The organism is Brevibacterium pityocampae (genome assembly GCF_039541555.1).
Taxonomy (GTDB): domain Bacteria; phylum Actinomycetota; class Actinomycetes; order Actinomycetales; family Brevibacteriaceae; genus Brevibacterium; species Brevibacterium pityocampae.
Map to the genome: position 1 here is coordinate 144,792 of NZ_BAABGL010000036.1, position 19,110 is coordinate 163,901.

At 70.9% G+C, this 19,110-nt stretch carries 18 protein-coding genes; 5 read left to right on the forward strand and 13 right to left on the reverse strand.

Features of this window, described 5'->3' with window-relative positions; translation table 11 throughout:
* Positions 1-164: 164 nt before the first annotated feature.
* Together ABD883_RS13655 and ABD883_RS13660 are read left to right on the forward strand one after the other, a co-directional pair.
* On the forward strand, positions 165-389 hold the full coding sequence (locus tag ABD883_RS13655; protein WP_137320214.1) for a helix-turn-helix transcriptional regulator: 225 nt from the start codon (positions 165-167) through the stop codon (positions 387-389).
* A complete protein-coding gene (locus ABD883_RS13660) occupies positions 386-940 on the forward strand; it encodes a hypothetical protein (RefSeq protein ID WP_345032848.1) in 555 nt (184 codons plus the stop codon). Before ABD883_RS13655 ends, ABD883_RS13660 begins: the two co-directional genes overlap by 4 nt.
* 20 nt (positions 941-960) lie before the next feature.
* On the opposite strand, the gene ABD883_RS13665 is transcribed toward ABD883_RS13660, so the two are convergent.
* Positions 961-2,058: a C39 family peptidase gene (locus ABD883_RS13665; RefSeq protein WP_345032850.1), complete on the reverse strand. Its 1,098-nt coding sequence runs from the start codon at positions 2,056-2,058 to the stop codon at positions 961-963.
* A gap of 64 nt (positions 2,059-2,122) precedes the next feature.
* Positions 2,123-3,841 carry a dihydroxy-acid dehydratase gene (ilvD, locus tag ABD883_RS13670; RefSeq protein WP_137320218.1) on the reverse strand — a complete coding sequence of 573 codons (1,719 nt, stop codon included), beginning with the start codon at positions 3,839-3,841 and terminating at the stop codon, positions 2,123-2,125.
* Between the two features lie 160 nt (positions 3,842-4,001).
* Here ilvD and ABD883_RS13675 point away from each other — a divergent pair, with 160 nt between their 5' ends.
* On the forward strand, positions 4,002-5,480 hold the full coding sequence (locus ABD883_RS13675) for a hemolysin family protein (protein ID WP_345032852.1): 1,479 nt from the start codon (positions 4,002-4,004) through the stop codon (positions 5,478-5,480).
* Entirely contained in the window at positions 5,477-6,526 is a 1,050-nt protein-coding gene (locus tag ABD883_RS13680) for a hemolysin family protein (protein WP_247423904.1), read from the forward strand. Before ABD883_RS13675 ends, ABD883_RS13680 begins: the two co-directional genes overlap by 4 nt.
* A gap of 103 nt (positions 6,527-6,629) precedes the next feature.
* Here the strand turns inward: ABD883_RS13680 and ABD883_RS13685 are convergent, their stop codons facing one another.
* The 7 genes from ABD883_RS13685 to cysK all read right to left on the reverse strand — a co-directional run bounded on the left by ABD883_RS13685 (position 6,630) and on the right by cysK (position 12,254).
* Entirely contained in the window at positions 6,630-7,583 is a 954-nt protein-coding gene (locus ABD883_RS13685; protein ID WP_137320221.1) for a 2-hydroxyacid dehydrogenase, read from the reverse strand.
* A gap of 34 nt (positions 7,584-7,617) precedes the next feature.
* Positions 7,618-8,139, reverse strand: a complete 522-nt coding sequence (locus ABD883_RS13690) for a MarR family winged helix-turn-helix transcriptional regulator (protein ID WP_175406993.1) — start codon at positions 8,137-8,139, stop codon at positions 7,618-7,620.
* Positions 8,132-8,464, reverse strand: a complete 333-nt coding sequence (locus tag ABD883_RS13695; RefSeq protein ID WP_295689605.1) for an NADPH-dependent FMN reductase — start codon at positions 8,462-8,464, stop codon at positions 8,132-8,134. Before ABD883_RS13695 ends, ABD883_RS13690 begins: the two co-directional genes overlap by 8 nt.
* A complete protein-coding gene (locus ABD883_RS13700; RefSeq protein ID WP_247423912.1) occupies positions 8,461-9,666 on the reverse strand; it encodes an LLM class flavin-dependent oxidoreductase in 1,206 nt (401 codons plus the stop codon). The genes ABD883_RS13695 and ABD883_RS13700 overlap by 4 nt, the downstream gene beginning before the upstream one ends.
* A gap of 160 nt (positions 9,667-9,826) precedes the next feature.
* Entirely contained in the window at positions 9,827-10,645 is an 819-nt protein-coding gene (locus tag ABD883_RS13705) for a class I SAM-dependent methyltransferase (RefSeq protein WP_345032857.1), read from the reverse strand.
* A 26-nt stretch (positions 10,646-10,671) separates the two neighbouring features.
* Positions 10,672-11,325 (reverse strand): serine O-acetyltransferase, encoded by a 654-nt coding sequence (gene cysE / locus ABD883_RS13710; RefSeq protein ID WP_425548451.1) that lies wholly within the window; start codon positions 11,323-11,325, stop codon positions 10,672-10,674.
* On the reverse strand, positions 11,325-12,254 hold the full coding sequence (cysK, locus tag ABD883_RS13715) for a cysteine synthase A (RefSeq protein WP_137320227.1): 930 nt from the start codon (positions 12,252-12,254) through the stop codon (positions 11,325-11,327). The genes cysE and cysK overlap by 1 nt, the downstream gene beginning before the upstream one ends.
* A 260-nt stretch (positions 12,255-12,514) precedes the next feature.
* Between cysK and def the strand changes: the two genes are divergently transcribed.
* On the forward strand, positions 12,515-13,090 hold the full coding sequence (gene def, locus ABD883_RS13720) for a peptide deformylase (protein WP_137320228.1): 576 nt from the start codon (positions 12,515-12,517) through the stop codon (positions 13,088-13,090).
* Between the two features lie 125 nt (positions 13,091-13,215).
* Here the strand turns inward: def and ABD883_RS13725 are convergent, their stop codons facing one another.
* The 4 genes from ABD883_RS13725 to gatC all read right to left on the reverse strand — a co-directional run bounded on the left by ABD883_RS13725 (position 13,216) and on the right by gatC (position 18,231).
* Positions 13,216-14,508 (reverse strand): hypothetical protein, encoded by a 1,293-nt coding sequence (locus tag ABD883_RS13725; RefSeq protein ID WP_345032862.1) that lies wholly within the window; start codon positions 14,506-14,508, stop codon positions 13,216-13,218.
* Positions 14,509-14,838: 330 nt separating this feature from the next.
* A complete protein-coding gene (gene gatB / locus ABD883_RS13730) occupies positions 14,839-16,320 on the reverse strand; it encodes an Asp-tRNA(Asn)/Glu-tRNA(Gln) amidotransferase subunit GatB (protein ID WP_137320229.1) in 1,482 nt (493 codons plus the stop codon).
* Between the two features lie 8 nt (positions 16,321-16,328).
* Positions 16,329-17,924, reverse strand: a complete 1,596-nt coding sequence (gatA, locus tag ABD883_RS13735) for an Asp-tRNA(Asn)/Glu-tRNA(Gln) amidotransferase subunit GatA (protein WP_345032865.1) — start codon at positions 17,922-17,924, stop codon at positions 16,329-16,331.
* Position 17,925: 1 nt separating this feature from the next.
* Positions 17,926-18,231 carry an Asp-tRNA(Asn)/Glu-tRNA(Gln) amidotransferase subunit GatC gene (gene gatC, locus ABD883_RS13740; protein WP_247423923.1) on the reverse strand — a complete coding sequence of 102 codons (306 nt, stop codon included), beginning with the start codon at positions 18,229-18,231 and terminating at the stop codon, positions 17,926-17,928.
* Positions 18,232-19,110: the final 879 nt, after the last annotated feature.

Below are 19,110 nucleotides of genomic sequence, written 5' to 3' on the forward strand. Positions count from 1 at the left end.
CCCGGCCCTGTCTCCTCGGCCCCGTTCCCCCGCCTCGGCCCCGCTCCCCCGCCGCAGGAGGCCCCGGGGTGTCAACGATTCTTGACACCACATGTCAAGGATGTTTGGCTTGCAGTGTCAAGAGAACTTCACATACCGATGGCACCGCCCCGGAAGGAGGACCGATGCCCGAACTCGACGTCGGCGAGGTCACCCTCAAGGACCGCCGGAAGCGCGCCGGGCTCACCCAGGCGCAGCTCGCCGGACTCGTCGAGGTGTCCCGCCAGACGATCATCGCGATCGAGCGCGGCGACTACTCGCCCAGCGTCTACCTCGCCCTGCGGATCGCCCGCGCCCTCGACACGACTGTCGAGGAGCTGTTCCCCCTCGACCGGAAGGACCACTCATGAGCACCTCCCACCCGCAGTCCCGCTTCACCGAGATCGCCGATTCCATCAGCGGCGTGAGAGACCCCTCGATGGGCGACGAGCGCGAGCGCGACGTCATCCTCCGCGCCTACACCTTCTCCTCCGTCGTCGCGACGTATGCCGCGTTCGCCGTCGCGATCCTCCTCGCCGTCATCGGCGTGGGCCTGTGGTCGGTCCTCGTCGTCCTCGCCGCCGGCCTGTCCGGCTGGGGTGCGATCTGGTACTGCGCGCGCAACGATGTCGACCTCCCCGCGATGACCGAGCGGACGACCGGGCGTCGCAGGAGGGTGACCTACTCCTCGATGGCGGTGCTCTCCGTCCTCTGGGTCGCGGCCCTCCTGTTCCACGTGCTCACCGGGGCACCGCTCGTCCCCGTCGACCTCGGGTTCCCCGGACCCTCGGACAACGGCTTCGCGACTGTGGCCGGCGCCCTCGTCGGCGGTGCGGGCGGCATCGCCGCGGTGATCGTGGCGTTCAAGCTCACGAGCCGCTCGATCAGGAAGCGCGAGCAGGCCGCTGAGGACGAGGACTGAGCCTCCGCCGTCCCACCTCGTCAGCGCCGCCGGCGGACCCGGTAGACCAGGCCCCCGCTGCCCTCGCGGGACAGCCAGGCGCGCTCGAAGGCGGCGCGCGGATAGATGCGCCGCACTGCGGCGGCGGTCGGAGCCGCGGGGTCGTGCACGCGCACGTCGCCGCCCGCGGTGACCCCGGAGACGACGAGCAGATGGCCGCCGGTCTCGTAGCCGGCCTCCGGCAGCTCGGCGGCGTCGAAGGTCACCGAGGCGATGAAGGGTTCGCCGGCGGCGAGGAGCTCCTCGCCGGCGCGCAGATCCGGCAGGGTGTCGAGGAAGGCGTCGTAGCCCCGGGCGGCGGCCCATGCGGTGTTGAAGGCCCAGTTGCCCGCCCCGTCGTAGGCGTGGTCCCACACCCCGCGCAGGGTGGTGCGGACCGCGGGCGAGCCGCCCTCGTCCTCCGGACCCGACGCTGAGGTCGCAGGAGCAGCAGCGGCCGCATCGTCCGCTCCCGGGTCCGCCGGCCCCGACCGTCGGTCCGCCCGGTCGAGGAAGTCCAGCAGCATGGTGAGCGAGGTCGGCGAGCACCACACGTCACCGGCGCCGTAGCCGGGCAGCTCCCCCTGCTGCCGCTGCGAGATCGGCGGCAGGAGCAGTTCGAGGTTCGTGCCGCGCGGCACCGAGTGCGCGAGTTCGGGGCGCCGGGGCGCCGGGCCGCGGGTGAGCACGGAGACGCGCTCGAGCACGGGGACCGCTCCCGACGGTGCTGCGTGGAGGAGCGCCTCGACCTCGACGAGGTCCGCCGCACCACCGAGCACCGCGGTGTCGACGACAGCGGTGTCGGCATCGACCCGGATGCCGTGCAGTGCCTGCCCGGGCACGGTGGTCGAGCAGAACCCGGGATCGGTCGACCAGCGCGCGAGCACCGCCCAGTCCGACCAGCGCGAGCCGCCCGAGGGCTCCGCCTCGGCACTGCGGCCCACCCGCAGGCGGATCTCGATCGACGTGCCCGGCGGGGTGCGCGCGGTCCAGGTGGGGATCGCCTCGGTGAACACGCGCAGGTGCACCGGTGGCGCCTGCCACCGGTGCACCTGCGCATCGAGGGCGCGGGACTCCCCGCGCACATGGGTCACCGTCATCGTCGCTGCACCGTCAGCGCGCGGCTCGGCCGGCGCCTCGATCCGTGTCTCCTCGGTCCGCGCCTCAGTCCGTCGTCACCGCACCGGTCGACGCCGAGCCGACGAGCTTGGCGTACTTGCCCAGGGTGCCGTGCAGGCGGTGGTTCTCCGGCACGGTCCAGTTCCTCCGGCGCTCCTCGAGCACCTCGGCGGGGACGTCGAGGTCGATCGAGCGACCGGCGATGTCCACGCGGATCCGGTCGCCGTCCTCGACGAGGGCGATCGGCCCGCCGTCGACGGCCTCGGGCGCGACGTGGCCGATGCACAGGCCGGTCGAGCCGCCGGAGAACCGGCCGTCGGTGATGAGGAGCACGTCCTTGCCGATCCCGGCGCCCTTGATCGCACCGGTGATCGCGAGCATCTCGCGCATGCCCGGTCCGCCCTTGGGACCCTCGTAGCGGATGACGACGACGTCGCCGGGCTTGAGCTCGCCGCCGAGCACGGCATCCATCGCCGGCTGCTCCTGGTCGAACACCCGCGCGGTGCCCTCGAACACGTCGGCGTCGAAGCCGGCGGACTTGACGACCGCGCCCTCCGGGGCGAGCGAGCCGTGGAGCACGGTGAGCCCGCCGGTGGCGTGGATCGGGTTGTCGAGCGCGCGCAGGATCTTGCCGTCGGGGTCCGGCGGATTGATCTTCTCGAGGTTCTCCGCGACGGTCTTCCCCGTCACGGTGAGGCAGTCGCCGTTGAGCAGCCCGGCGTCGAGGAGCGCCTTCATGACCACCGGCACGCCGCCGATCTTGAACACGTCATTCATGACGTAGTCGCCGAAGGGCTTGACATTGCCGAGGTGCGGGACCCGGTCGCCGACCCGGTTGAAGTCGTCGAGGGTGAGCTCGACCTCGGCCTCGTGGGCGATCGCCATGAGGTGGAGGACGGCGTTCGTCGACCCGCCGAACGCCATCACCACGGCGATCGCGTTGAGCAGCGACTCGCGGGTGATGATGTCGCGGGCGGTGATGCCCTGCTTGAGGAGTTCGACCACGGCTTCGCCTGACCGGCGGGCGTAGAGCGTGCGGTTGCGGTGGATCGCCGGCGGGGCGGCGGAGCCGGGCAGGGACATGCCCATCGCCTCTGCGGCCGAGGCCATGGTGTTCGCGGTGTACATGCCGCCGCAGGCGCCCTCGCCCGGGCACACCGCGCGCTCGATCGCGTCGACATCGGCCTCCGTCATCTTGCCGGCGCGGCAGGCGCCGACCGCCTCGAAGGCGTCGATGAGGGTGACCTCCTTCTCCGTGCCGTCGGAGAGCTTCGCGGTGCCGGGCATGATCGAGCCGTTGTAGAGGAACACGCTGGACAGGCCCAGGCGGGCGGCGGCCATGAGCATGCCGGGGATGGACTTGTCGCAGCCGGCGAGCAGCACGGAGCCGTCGAGGCGCTCGGCATTCATCACGGTCTCCACCGAGTCGGTGATGATCTCGCGCGACACGAGCGAATAGTGCATGCCCTCGTGCCCCATGGAGATGCCGTCGGACACGGAGATCGTCCCGAACTCGAGCGGGTAGCCGCCGGCGTTGTGGACGCCTTCCTTGGCGAACGCGGCGAGCTTCTCGAGCGTGAGGTTGCAGGGCGTGATCTCGTTCCACGAGGAGGCCACGCCGATCTGCGGCTTGACCCAGTCGCCGTCGTCCATGCCGACGGCGCGGAGCATGCCGCGCGCGGCGGCCTTCTCCAGTCCGTCGGTCACGTCGCGCGAGCGCGGCTTGATATCGATCCCGGGCTTGACATCCGATTCTGTGCTCATGCTCGCAGTCTAGGACCGGGGGTCGGTTCTGTCTCCACCCGACACATGATGGACTCCCGGCACCTTGACCGGGGCCACCGGCGCCCCGGCCCGGTCGGCCGGTGCTCGACTCGTTCACGACAGGGCGAGCTGGGTAGGATTCCCGCATGGTGATTCCCACATGACGGCCGCCTGGCTGGTCCTCCTCGCCGTCGTCGTCCTCATCCTCGCCAACGCCCTCTTCGTGGCGGTCGAGTTCGCCTATCTCACGGTCAACAAGACCGAGGTGCGCCGCGCCGCATCCGACGGGGACCGCACGATGCAGGCGGTGTCCGACTCGCTCACGAAGACCTCGAGCAATCTGTCCGGGGCGCAGCTCGGCATCACGGTGACGAGCCTCGTCGTCGGGTTCCTCACCGGCCCGTCCCTGGGCGTCCTCCTCACCGAGGGCCTCGGCTGGGCCGGGCTGGCGCCGGCCGCCGCGACCGGGATCGCCACCACCGCGGCCTTCATCATCGCGACCTTCTCGCAGATGGTGTTCGGAGAGCTCGTCCCGAAGAACTGGGCGATCGCCGAGCCCGCGCTCGTCTCGCGGCTCGTCGTGTACCCGCAGAAGGTCTTCATGACGGTCTTCGGCTGGCTCGTGTGGGTGCTCAACTCCGCGGCCAACGTCGTCCTCCGGCTCCTCGGGTTCACTCCCGAGGAGGAGGTCGCGAGCGCCCGCACCGCCCAGGAGCTGCGCGCCGTCGTGTCGCAGTCGGGGCGGCAGGGCACGCTCGACCGGACCACGGCGGAGCTCGCCGCCCGCTCGATCGAGTTCGGGCAGCGCACCGCCGCCGACGTCATGCAGCCCCGGCCGCAGGTGACCTTCCTCGAGGACGAGTCCGCCCAGGACCTCCTCGACCTCGTCGCCGACACCGGGCACTCGCGCTTCCCCGTCATCGGCGAGACCGTCGACGAGGTCGTCGGCGTCGTCCACTTCAAGCACGCCCTCGCTGTGCCGTTCGAGGAGCGGGACTCCACCCCGGTCCGCGACATCGCCGTCGAGGCGCCCCACGTCGTCGAGTCGATGACGCTCGATCCGCTGCTCGCACAGCTCCGCGAGCCGGGCCTCCAGATCGCGATCGTCGCCGACGAGTACGGCGGCACGGCCGGCATCGTCACGCTCGAGGACCTGCTCGAGGAGATCGTCGGCGAGATCGACGACGAGCAGGACTCCGGCGAGGACAAGCACCGCAGGCTCCCCGACGGCGGGCTCGCCGTGTCCGGGCTGCTCCGCCCCGACGAGCTCGGCGAGATCATGCGCCTGCGGCTGCCCGAGGGCGAGGAGTCCGACACGCTCGGCGGGCTCATCGCCGAACGGCTCAACCAGATGCCCGAGGCCGGGGACCGGATCGAGGTCGACGGCGCCGATCTCGCGGTCACCGACGAGGACGACCTGCCCACCCCGGCCAGGATCGCCCTCACCGTGGGGGCGATGGACGGCCAGCGCGTCGACGAGGTCGTCGTCCACCGCCTCACGGTGCCGGGCGACGATGACGACGATGACGACAGCGATGACGCCGACGGCGGATCCGATGACCGCACCGGAGCCGAGGAGCCGGCCGACCGTGCGGCAGACCGCACCGGCTCCACCGCAGCAGAAGGAGACCGCCCATGAGCGACGGAGTCGCGATCCTCGTCCTGATCCTCCTGCTCGCCGGCAACGCGTTCTTCGTCGGCGCGGAGTTCGCCATGGTGTCCGCGCGCCGCGATCAGATCGAGCCCAAGGCCGCCGAGGGCAGCCAGTCCGCCCGGTGGACGCTGCGCGGCATCACCGACGTCTCGGTCTCGCTCGCCGCCACCCAGCTCGGCATCACCGCCTGCTCGCTCCTCATCGGCGCGGTCGGCGAACCGGCGATCGCCCACCTCATCGAGGGTCCGCTCGAGTCCTGGGGCGTGCCCGGGGGGCTCGTCCATCCGATCGCCCTCGTCATCGCGCTGCTCATCGTCACCTTCCTCCACATGGTGCTCGGCGAGATGGTGCCGAAGAACATGGCGATCGCGAAGCCCGCCGCCGCAGCACTCCTGCTCGGGCCGGTGCTGCGGGTGTTCGTCGTCGTGTTCCGGCCCTTCATCTGGCTCATGAACACTGCGGCGAACCTCGTCGTCACGCACGTGCTCCGGGCCGAGCCGAAGGACGAGGTGTCCTCGTCCTTCTCCTCCGGCGAGGTGCTCGAGTTCGTCGCGGAGTCGGGCCGCGAGGGCCTGCTCGGCGAGGAGGAGATCCGACTCCTCACCGGCGCGCTGAAGTTCGAGGAGCTCACCGCCGCCGATGTCGCCCTGGCACCGGGCACCGTCCGCACGATCCCGCGCACCGCGACGGTCGCCGAGGTCGAGCAGCTGTGCATCGAGACCGGGTTCTCCCGGTTCCCGGTCACCGACGGATCGGGCGGGCTCGTGGGCTACGTGCACGCGAAGGATCTGCTCGTCCTGGGCCCGGAGGAACGTCTCGCAGCACTCCCGGACACGGTGATCCGCGAGCTCGGCGCGGTGCCCGGCGACGCCAAGCTGCGCCGCGTCATGGTGGCCATGCAGCGGACGAACTCCCACATGGCGCTCATCGACGGCGGGCCGCGCTCCGCGGACGAGGTCGCCGTGGTCGCGCTCGAGGACGTGCTCGAGGAGCTCGTCGGCGAGGTGCGCGACGCCACGAGCCCGGTCTGAGCCGCCCGGCCCGAGTCGTTTCAGCCGCCGTTCCGCTGCCCCCGGGTAACCGCCACCCGGGGGCAGCGGTCATCCGGCGACGGAAGTCACCCGGAAGCGGCGGTCATTCGGTGATGATATTGGCGGGCGTCTCGCCGGCCTGGATGTGGCGCAGCTGCTCGGCGAGCAGCACTTCGATGCGCGGCACGAATGCCGTCGTGTCCCCGCCGACGTGCGGCGTCAGCAGCGTGTTCGGGGTGCCCCACAGCGGGTGGTTCTCCGGCAGCGGCTCGGGGTCGACGACGTCGAGGGCGGCGTGGAGGCGACCGGAGCGCAGCTCCTCGACGAGGGCCGCGGTGTCGACGACCGGCCCGCGCGCGACGTTGACGACGAGGGCGTTGTCGGGCAGCTGGGCGAGGAACTCCGCGTCGACGAGGTGGTGGGTCGATTCGGTCAGCGGCGTGATGAGGATGACGACCTCGGCGTGCGGGAGGAGCTTCGGCAGCTCCTCGGTGGCGTGCACCTGCCCGAACTCGTCGGTCCGGGCCCGGGTGCCGACCCGGGTGATCTCGACCTCGAACGGGGCCAGGCGCCGGCAGATCTCCGCGCCGATCCCGCCGACGCCGACGACGAGCACCCGCCGGTCGGCGAGCGAGCGCCGGCGACGGTGGTTCCACGTCCGCGACACCATGTCCCGGGCGGCGTCGTCGATGCCGCGCAGGCTGCCCAGGGTGAGCGCGATCGCCATCTCCGCGGTGGCCGCGGCATGCACCCCGGAGGCCGTGGCGATGGCGACGTCGGTGCCGACCCGGTCGGCGACGATGTCGTAGCCGGTGGTCTGGAGCTGGATGAGCTTGAGGTTCGGGAGCTCGTCGAGGAGCTCCACGGTCGGTCCGGCGTCGATGTAGGGCAGGACGATCGCGTCGATCGATTCGCGGCTCACCCCGGCCTCCTGGTCCTCCGCGGACCACACGACGAGCTTGAGATCGGCGCGCTGGTGGTTGGGGATCCGGGAGTCGACGCGGTCGCGCAGCTCGGCGTCGGGAAAGGCGATGGTGCGGATGTCGAGAGTCGTCATGCCCTCATTCTGGCAGATGCCCCGGCGCCCGGTCTCAGGGCAGCCGGTCCGCGATCGCGCGGGTGATCCGGAGGAGGACCGCCGCATCGCCGGGGGCGAGAGCGTCCTCGAACACCTCGCCGATGTGGGCGCGGTGCACCCGGCCGGCGGCCCGGAACTCGTCCCAGCCGGCATCGGTCAGGGTGATGAGGTGCGCACGGCCGTCCTGCGGGCAGGCGCTCTTGACCACCCACCCCTTCTTCTCGAGCACCCCGATCCGGTAGTTGAGCCGGGGGGCGGAGAACACGAGGCGCTCGGCGAGGACGCTCATCCGCAGGGTGCGGGCGGGCGCCTCGACGAGGAGGAGCAGGAGGTTGTAGTCGCTGAGCCCGAGCCCGGTGGCGGAGCGGAGCTCGGTGTCGAGGTGGCCGATGAGCCGCTGCGAGGTCTCGAGGTAGCTGCGCCAGGCGTCGAGCACCCCGGCCTCCGCGAGCAGGTTCGGCCCCGCCCCGGGGACCTCACCGGCGGATGGGGCGCCGCCGGCCGGCGTGCCGGGAGGCGCGCCGGGTTCAGGCACCGAGGAGCTGGTCAAAGGGGGTCACCGCCTCCGGGTCGAGGTCGTCGAAGACGCTGCGGGTCTCCGCCGGCTGGGCGGCGACGACGAGCCCGTGCGAGGTGCGGATCCGGTCGAATGCCGTCTCGAGTGCCTCGGACGCGATGCCGGTGAGCGTCATGTCGACGAGGTCGTGGGCGAGCGGGCGGAGCTCGATCACCTCGACCTCGGCGTCCACGCCGCCGAGCCGCAGCTGTTCGCGCGCGGCGGCGAGGATGCGCTCGGCGAGCGCGGTCGAGTTCGACGGGTCGCCGATGCCGCCGGAGACGGCGATGATGCGGTAGGTCATCGCGCACCTCCTGCACTGCTTGCGGCGCCGGTGGACGCGCTCTCCGCGGACTCCCGCTCGGCGCGCGCGGCCCGGTCCTGGAAGGCGCGGGACTCCGGGCTGCCCCCGGCCACCGGGTCGAGTCCGGCACGGTGGCGCTCGACGAGCCACTCGTGGGTGGGGGCGTCGGGCACATCGGCCGGGCGGAGGACGTCCATCTCCTTGCGGAGGACGGGCAGCACCTCGGCACCGAAGATATCCATCTGCTCGAGCACGGTGTCGGTGGGCAGTCCGGCGTGGTCGATGAGGAACATCAGCCGCTGGTAGTCACCGGCCCAGTCGCGCATCGACAGGTAGCGCTCGATGACCTGCTGCGGGCTGCCGACGGTGAGCGGCGTCTGCGCGGTGAAGTCCTCGAGGCTCGGCCCGTGGCCGTAGACCGGGGCGTTGTCGAAGTACGGGCGGAACTGCTTGACGGCGTCCTGCGAGTTCTTCGCCATGAATACCTGCCCGCCGAGGCCCACGAAGGCCTGGTCGGCGCGGCCGTGGCCGTAGTACTCGTAGCGCTGGCGGTAGAGCTTGACCATCCGCGCGGTGTGGGAGGCCGGCCAGAAGATGTTGTTGTGGAAGAAGCCGTCGCCGTAGTAGGCGGCCTGCTCGGCGATCTCGGGGCTGCGGATCGAGCCGTGCCACACGAACGGGGGCACCTCGTCGAGCGGGAAGGGGGTGACGGTGAACCCGTTGAGCGGGGTCCGCAGATTGCCCTCCCAGTCGATGTTCTTCTCCCGCCACAGGCGGTGGAGGAGGTTGTAGTTCTCGATCGCGAGCGGGATGCCCTGGCGGATGTCCTTGCCGAACCACGGGTAGACCGGGCCGGTGTTGCCGCGGCCCATCATGAGCGACACGCGGCCGTCGGACAGGTGCTGGAGGTAGCTGTAGTCCTCCGCGATCCGCACCGGGTCGTTCGTCGTGATGAGAGTGGTCGCCGTCGACAGGCGCAGGCGCTCGGTGGTCGCCGCGATGTGCGAGAGCAGGACCGGCGGGTCGGCGGGGGCGACGAAGGGCGGGTTGTGGTGCTCGCCGGTGGCGAACACGTCGAAGCCGACCTCTTCGGCCTTCTGCGCGATCCGCAGGGTGGACTTGATGCGCTCGTGCTCGGTCGGGGTGGTGCCGGTGGTCGGATCAGTGGTGACGTCGCCGATCGTGAAGATTCCGATCTCCATGATGCCTCTTTTCATTGAAGCCTCAACTACTTAGTTAAAACTTTAACATACTTTCGGGTGCAGGTATTCCCGGTGAAGTGAGGGGTGCGGACGGTCGGTGCAGCCGCGCTGGGGGGCACGCCGTTGGGAGGGGCCGGACGCGCAGGAGAGGTGGAGGAATTCAGACGGTCCCGAGGCGGCCGCTGATCGGCCAGCGCACGGTGCGGGTGCGTGCAGGGTCGCCCCAGAGCGCACGCAGGTCTGCGGCGAAGTCGCGGAGGAGCGCCTCGCGGCCGGCCTCGTGCGCGGCGCGCACCGCTGACCACGTCGACACGTAGCCGAGCAGCTCCGCGCAGGTGAGCTCGCCGGTGATCGCGAGCGGCGGCAGGGGCACCTCGGCGAAGGGGAAGTCCAGGGTCCGGTAGCCGGCATCGACGTGGTGCCGCTCCGGCGGCCAGAAGCGGCCGATCTCCGCGGAGTAGAAGCGGTCGACCCGGGCGGCGATGTCCGGATCGGTCTCGATGACGCCGTAGGTGATGAGCGCGAGCAGCGCCCCGGGCGCGGCGATGCGGCGCACCTCGGCGTAGAAGGCCGGGAGGTCGAACCAGTGGGCGGCCTGGGCGGCGGTGACGAGGTGGACGGAGGCGTCCGGAGCCGGGAGCCGCTCGGCAGGCGCCTGCACGTAGTCGATGCGCGGGTGGGCTGCGGCCCGGGAGAGCTGATCGGCGCTCGGGTCCGCACCGATGACGCGCGGCAGGTGCGCGGCGAGGGCGACGGTGAGCTGGCCGGTCCCGCAGCCGACGTCGAGCGCGCAGAGCCCACGGGTGTCGGCGGAGCCCGCACTGCGCTCCCCCGCACCTGCGGAACCTGCGGACGAGGTGCCTGCGGCGGCGACGGAGCGGCGGGTCGCCTCGGCGAGGTGGGATGCGAGGGCGGGAGGGTACGAAGGCCGGAACCGAGAGTATCCCTCGGCTCCGGCCTCGAACCAGTTGCGGCTCATCGCGCGCCCCGTGCTCGGCGGATCCCTCAGATCCAGATCGCAGGGTCGACGAGCTCGTACTCCCCGCCGTGCGGGTGAGCCACCCCGGCGGGGCGCTTGATCGTCGCGGGCACGCCGACCGCGATCGAGTCCGGCGGCACGTCCTTGACGACGACCGCGTTCGCCCCGACCGAGGCGCCGTCCCCCACCGTCACCGGGCCGATGACCTTGGCGCCGGCGCCGATGAGCACGTCGTTGCCGATCGTGGGGTGGCGCTTCTCCTGCTCCATCGAGGTGCCGCCGAGGGTGACCTGCTGGTAGAGCATGACGTCGTCGCCGATCTCCGCGGTCTCACCGACGACGATGCCGTTGGCGTGATCGATGAAGAAGCGGCGGCCGATCGTCGCCCCCGGGTGGATCTCCACCCCGGTGAGCGTCCGCACGATCTGGGACAGCAGCCGTGCGGGCACCTTCCCGGACGGGCGCTGCCACAGCTTGTGCAGCCCGCGGTGCGCCCAGATCGCGTGCAGTCCCGGATAGCTGACGAGAGTGACGAGGTCGCTGTGCACCGCGGGATCGCGGCGGCGGGCGGTCTCGAGGTCCTCGCGCACCGCGGCGCGCACCGCCCGCCGGGTCGCGACGAAGGCTGCGGCCGTGACGGCGGTCCCGGCGGCGATTCGGGTGAGGAGGGCCATCTCGATCAGTCCATGTACTCGGCGAACAGGGGCGTGGTGAGGTAGCGCTCGCCGAAGCTCGGGATGATGACGACGACGCGCTTGCCCTGGAACTCCGGCCGCGCGGCGACCTTCTCCGCTGCGGTGATCGCGGCACCTGAGGAGATGCCCACGAGCAGGCCCTCCTCGGTGGCGACCTGCCGCGCCTTGGCGAAGGAGTCGTCGTTCGACACCGCGACGACCTCGTCGTAGACGTCCGTGTCGAGGATGTCGGGGACGAAGTTCGCGCCGATGCCCTGGATCATGTGCGGGCCGGCCTCGCCGGTGCTGAGCAGGGCGGATGCCTCGGGCTCGACGGCGACGATGTGGACGCCCGGGTTCTTCTCCTTGAGGAGGCGGCCGGCACCGGTGATGGTGCCGCCGGTGCCGATCCCGGCGACGAACACGTCGACCTGGCCGTCGGTGTCGGCGAGGATCTCCTCACCGGTGGTCTCGCGGTGGACCTGCGGGTTCGCGGCGTTGGAGAACTGGCGGACGAGGACGGCGTCGTCCTGCGCGCCGATCTCCTCGGCCTTCGCGACCGCGCCCTTCATGCCCTCGGCCTTGGGGGTGAGGAGGAGTTCGGCGCCGAACGCGCGGAGCAGCGCCCGGCGCTCCTTCGACATCGACTCCGGCATGGTGAGGACGACCCTGTAGCCGCGCGAGGCGCCGATCATCGCCAGCGCGATACCGGTGTTGCCCGAGGTCGCCTCGACGATGGTGCCGCCGGGCTTGAGTTCGCCGGAGGCCTCGGCGGCGTCGATCATCGCCACGCCGATCCGGTCCTTGACCGAGTTGGCCGGGTTGTAGAACTCGAGCTTGCCGACGATCTCCGCGCCGGTGCGCTCGCTCGCACGGCCCAGCTTGACCAGCGGCGTCCGGCCGACGAGCTCGGAGACGTTGTTGTAGATCTTCACAGTGTGTCCTTCCATTCGTATACAGGGAGACGGGGGTCCGCTGCACGAAGAGCTCGGACCTGGGGTATGGGAGGGCCGTGCTCTTCGCCCACACACCAGCCAATGGCTTCAGCTGCTGGAACCCGGTGCTGCCTCAGCGGCCGCACGGGTATCACGATGTCTCGTTCAACGACAGTCGTGAGGACATTATTCCAAACCGTCACAGGGTGCGCGCACCGGGTCCGACCTCCGGGAACGCCGGCTCGATTAGACTCCTGGGCATGACCATCCATCCCATCGTCGTGTACGGCGAGCCGGTCCTCCACCGCCGGGCCGAGCCCGTCGCCGAATTCGACTCCGCCCTGCACACCCTCATCGACGACATGTTCGAGACCCTCGCCGCATCGAAGGGCGTCGGGCTCGCCGCGCCGCAGATCGGCGTCGGGCAGCAGATCTTCGTCTACGACGCCGACGACGAGGTCGCCGAGGTGCGCCGGCGCGGCGTGTTCGTCAATCCCGTGCTCGTCGCCTCGAAGATCGAGGACGTCAGGCCCGATCCGGACACCGAGTCGGAGGGCTGCCTGTCCGTGCCCGGTCTCGACTTCCCGATCAAGCGCGCCCACCGGGTCACGGTGAGCGGGAAGGACGCAGACGGGCAGCCGATCAGCCTCACCGTCGAGGGCTGGTTCGCGCGCATCATGCAGCACGAGTTCGACCACCTGCAGGGCACGCTCTACGTCGACAAGCTCGACAAGCGCTGGTCGAAGAAGTGGAAGCGGGCCCAGGAGGAATGCGGCTACGACGAGCCGGGCATCTCCTGGATGCCGGGCACCGACCCGGACCCCTTCGGGCACTGATCACGCGCTGAGCCCGGTCGAGCAGCCCCGGTCGAGCACTGGGGCGGGCACTGGGGCGAGCAGCAGGGCCGGGGCCGGTCTCCGCGGCCGATCGGGCATTCGCGCCGGCCTCACGGACGCCGACCTCAGTCGCGCGGCTCGCGATGGAGGTCGCCGGCCTGGCGACGCAGCTCGGCACTGAGATCGAACACCGGTTCCGCGCCCGGTTCGAGCGCGGCCGGGCCGCGGTCGGAGCGATCGGCGGTGTGCTGGACAGAGTGATGCCGGCCGCCGTCGACCCCGTCGGCGTGGTCCCGGCCGGTGTGGTCCCGGTCGGCGGCCCGCGCCTCGGCGGTGGACGACCCGCTCCCCCGCGCGGGCCCGGCGCCGACCGGGGCCGCCTCGGACTGCTGCGCCCCGGACTTCTGCGCCTGGGCGAGCCTGCGGTCGAGGTCGTCGAGGTCGTCGAACTCCTCGGCGGTCTCCTCGAGCTCGGACAGCAGTCCCTTGATGACGTCGGCGTGGGATTCGGCCTCGATGTTGAGCTCGCGGAAGCGCCAGTCGGCGGATTCGTCGTCGGCGGTGCGGGAGAGCACGTCGAGCACCCGGTCGCCGAGCACCTTGGACTGCTCGGTGTGGGCGAGGACGGTGAGCTGGCGGTCGAGATCGAGGAGGTGCTCGTAGTACTCGTGCATCGCGACCACCCGGTCGGCCATCGAGCGGAATGCGGTCGCGAGCTTGGTCAGGTAGGTGTCGATGCGGGCGCTCGTCTGCGGTTCGCGCACCGATTCGAGCTCGCTGCGGAGCTCGACGAGCTCCTGCAGGCGGGTGCCGATCGAGGCGACGGCGTGGTCGAGGTCGACGCGGGCCACGTGGTCCTGCAGGATCGGGTGGGTCCACGCCCGCGTCTGCGCGATCCGGCGGGCGGTGGTGACAGCGAGGTGGAAGAGGCGCTGCTCGTCGGTGTCCTGGCCGGAGGTGAGGCCGGGGATCCAACCGAGGTCGGTGGGGGTGATCCAGCGGGCGGCGGCCGCGGCCTCCTTGTCCTTCTTCGACAGGCGCTTGGGGTCGCGGCGGTACTTGAGCCCGGTCCAGCCCGCGCTCACCGCGGTGATCGCGCCGAACACTCCCGTGGTGACGACCCCGGCGGCGACGATGTCACCGGCGAGCGCGATGACGGCGGTGGGGAGCGCGGCGAGCCCGGTCGCGGTGAGTCCGGCGCCGGCGGTCGTGCGGTAGATGAAGTTCGAGCGGATGAGATTGCGGTTCATGGCCGGGGACACGAAGGTCGGGGCCGGGGAGCCGACCGAGACGCGGTATCCGCGGGCCAGCCAGGTGCTCACGACGCTCGAGGGTACGCTGTCGGGGACGAGGATCCGGTACACCGGCGGGGTCGCACCGCACTCCTCGCGCCACAGCGATTTCCAGGTTCTGCTCACCGTCCACCTTCCGCGTCTCGCCACTGCTGTCCGGGTCTCACCACTGCTGTCCGGCGCGGCCGCGTCGCGCGGCAGGAAACCACCCGCAGGCATGGCGGCGGCACCGGATCGTGGCCTCCAGTGTAGGACCGGGAACTGACACATCGCTGTGTATCCGGGGATGCAGACGGCTCCCGGGATGAAGTCGGGGGTTTTCCCCACCTCGTCCCGGGAGCCGTGTGCGCGGTGCGACCGGCGGGCGATCCGATGCGCGACCAACCGCCGTTCCGCGGCCCCGACTGTCCGCCGACAGGGCGGCAGCCGTTCGACGGTGTCGGCCGACCAGCGGTGTCAGCCGCCGATCTTCGCCATGATCATCTCGCGCGCCTTGCCTGCGTCGGCCTGACCGCGGGTGGCCTTCATGATCGGCCCCATGAGCGCGCCGATCGCCTGCATCTTGCCGCCCTTGATCTTCTCGACCACATCCGGGTTGTCGGCGAGCGCCTGGTCCACAGCGGCCTCGAGCGCGCCGGTGTCCTCGACGATCTCGAGTCCGCGCGCGGACATGACGTCGCTCGGGGAGCCCTCGCCCGCGGCGACGCCGGCGAGCACCTTCCGGGCGAGCTTGTCGTTGAGCTTCCCGGCCTCGACGAGACCGGCGAGCTCGGCGACCTGCGCCGGGGTGGCGAGCTGCGTCGGCTCGGCCTCGTCCTGCTTGGCCAGACGAGCGATCTCCCCGGTCCACCACTTGCGCGCAGCGGCCGGCGAGGCGCCCAGGGTGACGGTCTCCTCGATCGGGTCGAGCAGGCCGGCATTGATGACATCGCGCATCTCGAGCTCGGAGAAGCCCCATTCGCCGAGCAGCCGGCGGCGGCGCTGGGCGGGGAGCTCCGGCAGAGTGCTGCGGATCTCCTCGACCCAGGCGCGGGCGGGCTCGACCGGAACGAGGTCGGGCTCGGGGAAGTACCGGTAGTCGTCGGCGTCGGACTTCACACGCCCGGACGAGGTCTCCCCCGTGTCCTCGTGGAAGTGGCGGGTCTCCTGCAGGACCGACCCGCCGGCTTCGAGGATCGCGGCCTGGCGGCTGATCTCGAAGCGGACGGCGCGCTCGATCGAGCGGAAGGAGTTGACGTTCTTCGTCTCCGTGCGGGTGCCCAGCGGCGCCTCGGGCGAGGTGCGCAGGGAGACGTTGATGTCGGCGCGGACGTTGCCCTGCTCCATGCGCGCCTCCGACACGTCGAGGGCCTTGAAGATGTCACGGAGCGTGCGGACGTAGGCGGAGGCCACCTCGGGAGCGCGCTCCCCGGTGCCGACGATCGGGTGGGTGACGATCTCGACGAGCGGCACGCCGGCCCGGTTGTAGTCGACGAGCGAGTGCTGGGCGCCGTGGATGCGCCCGTCCGAGCCTCCCACGTGAGTGTTCTTGCCGGCGTCCTCCTCCATGTGGGCGCGCTCGATCGGGACGGTGACGATCTCGCCGTCCGCGAGCTCGACCTCGACGGAGCCGTCGAAGGCGATCGGCTCGTCGTACTGGGATGTCTGGAAGTTCTTCGGCACGTCCGGGTAAAAGTAGTTCTTCCGGGCGAAGCGGCAGGATTCGGCGATCTCGCAGCCGAGTGCGAGACCGATCTTCACCGCATATTCCACGGCCTTCCCGTTGACGGCCGGCAGCGCCCCGGGGAGTCCGAGCGAGACCGGGGTGACGTTGGTGTTCGGACCGCCGCCGAAGGTGTTGGGCGCGGCGTCGAACATCTTCGTGGCGGTGCCGAGCTCGACGTGCACCTCGATGCCGATGACCGGATCATACTTCGCGATTGCGTCTTCGTACTTCATCGTGTTCCTCACAGTTCCGGTGCCTGCGCGAGCAGCGAGTGGCCGCGGGCGGAGTCGAGTGCGGATTCGAGGCCGGCGCCGATCCGATAGAGGCGCGCGTCCTCATGGGCCGGGGCGAGCAGCTGGAAGCCCACGGGCAGGCCCTCGGACAGTCCGGCGGGCAGCGACATCCCGGGGATGCCGGCGAGGTTGGCCGGGATCGTGGCGACGTCGCCCAGGTAGAGCGCCATCGGGTCGGAGCTCTTCTCCGCGCCGAACCCGAACGCCGTGGTGGGGGCGGTGGGCGAGACCAGGACGTCGGCCTGTTCGAAGGCGGCGGCGAAGTCGCGCTGCACGAGGGTGCGGACCTTCTGCGCCGAGCCGTAGTAGGCGTCGTAGTAGCCGGCCGACAGCGCGTAGGTGCCGAGGATGATGCGGCGCTTGACCTCCGCGCCGAAGCCGGCGGCGCGGGTGGCGGCCATGACGGTCTCCGCGGTGACGGGACCGTCCTCCGGTTCGACCCGCAGGCCGAACCGCATGCCGTCGTAGCGTGCGAGGTTCGAGGACACCTCGGAGGGCATGATGAGGTAGTACGCGTCGAGCGCGTAGCCGAGCGACGGGCAGTCGACCTCGACGATCTCCGCGCCCTGGGCGGCCGCGAGGTCGAGAGCGGAGCGGAAGGCGGCGCTCACGCCGTCCTCGTAGCCCTCCCCCGCGAGCTGCTTGACGACTCCCAGGCGGACGCCCTCGAGCGCGCCGCCGGACGCGCCCTGCTGGGCGGCGGCGAGGAAGTCGGGCACCTCACCGGGCAGCGAGGTCGAGTCGTGCGGGTCGTGGCCGGCGAGGATCTGGTGGAGGGCCGCGGCATCGATGACGGAGCGGGCGACGGGTCCGACCTGGTCGAGGCTCGAGGCCATTGCGATGACGCCGTAGCGGGAGACCGAGCCGTAGGTCGGCTTGACGCCCACCGTACCGGTGAAGGCGGCGGGCTGGCGGACCGATCCGCCGGTGTCCGTGCCGACGGAGAACGGGCTCTCGAACGCCGCGACCGAGGCGGCGGCACCGCCGGACGAACCGCCGGGCACCTTGGTCGTGTCCCAGGGGTTCGTCGTATTGCCGAACGCGGAGTGCTCCGTCGAGGAGCCCATGGCGAACTCGTCGAGATTGGTCTTGCCCAGGAGCGGAAGTCCGGCGGCCTTCGTCCGGCGGTAGACCGTGCCGTCGTAGGGCGGGACCCAGTCGGCGAGGATCTTCGAGCCGGCGGTCGTGGTGATGCCGGAGGTGACGACGAGGTCCTTGTGGGTGACGGGGACACCGGCGAACGGGTGGAGGTCCTCGCCGGCAGCCCGCTTGCGGTCCACCTCGGCAGCGGTCGCCAGCGCGACGTCACCGGTCACGGTGATGAAGGCGTTGACCGTGCCCTCGACCTGCTCGATCCGATCGAGGTGGGCGCGCGTGACCTCGGTCGCGGAGAAGTCCCCGGCGCGCAGGCCGGCGGAGAGCTCGACGGCGGTGAGCCGGGTGAGGTCGGAGGTCTGCTGAGCGCTGGAGCTCTGGGGAGTGTCGGTGTTCTGCGGGGCGTCGGCGTTCTGCGAGGTGCCCCGATTCTGCGGAGTGTCGGTCATGTCAGTCCTCCCCCAGGATCTGCGGGACGAGGAACTTGGCATCCTCGGACTGCGGGGCGCCGGACAGCGCCTGCTCGTTCGTCAGGGTCTCACCGACGACGTCCTCACGCATGACGTTGGAGAGCGGGATGGGGTGGGACGTCGCGGGGACCTCGTCCGTGGCGACCTCGGCCACACGGGCCACGTTGGCGAGGATCGAGCTGAGGTCGCCGGCCGTACGAGCGAGTTCCTCCTCGCTCATGGCGATCCGGGCGAGGTCGGCCAGGTGGGCGACCTCCGCGGACGTGAGAGCGGATTTCTCCGACATCTTCACCCTTTCGTTGACGGTGTTCGGTGGCAATGTTCCGCGCCGTGCCTGCGTCGGTGCGTTCGGCAGTGCTGGTGGCAGCGCCTGTGGCAGTGTGCGCGGCAGCGGTCGGTCTACGTCGGTCAGTCTAGTGTCTGGCCCTGACACAGTCGTCCGAGCACCGCCGCCCGGGCGCAGCCGCGTGAGTTGAGCGGGGTGCGTGGGCAGTGTGAGTTGGGTGAGCAGGGCGAGCTGCGCGAGCGGGGTGAGCGGGGCGAGCGGGGTGAGCGGGGCGAGCGGGGTGAGCGGGGCGAGCGGGGTGAGCGGGGCGAGCGGGGTGAGCAGGGTGAACAGGGTGAGTTGCGCAAGCGAGACGGGCGGGGGTGGTTGAGCAGGCGAGACGGGGGTGGTTGAGCAAGACGAAGCCGACTGAGCAGGGCGGAGCAGCGCCAGCAGGAACGAGCCGCATGAGCAACCGCGGCGAACGGCTGGGTGGCGCTGGAACGGACAGTGTCAAAGTGAATGACTGAGCGGTGCTGGAACGGACTGCGTCACGGCAGAGGCGGGCCCTACCTGAGCGAGGCCCGGTACAGAGATCAGTGACCCCCGAGCCGCGGGTCTGCCTCGCGCCGGCGCAGGAACCGATTGCGCCGAGGCACGGTCACATCCGGCGGATGGGTGGCGACCGGCAGGTGGCCGGCAGGGGGCTGGCAGGGGGTCGGCAGGGCTCGAGCTGCAGTCGTGGAGAGATGCGAGAGAGGCGGTACGCGCACGGGGCGCGGAAACCCATCCCTGCGCAGAGCGGGGTAGATTTCCCCAATCGATGGTGCAGACGAAAGAATATTCAGATCAATATCGAACACCCTGTGGATAACACGGTTTTTCGGTGCTTTACGCGCA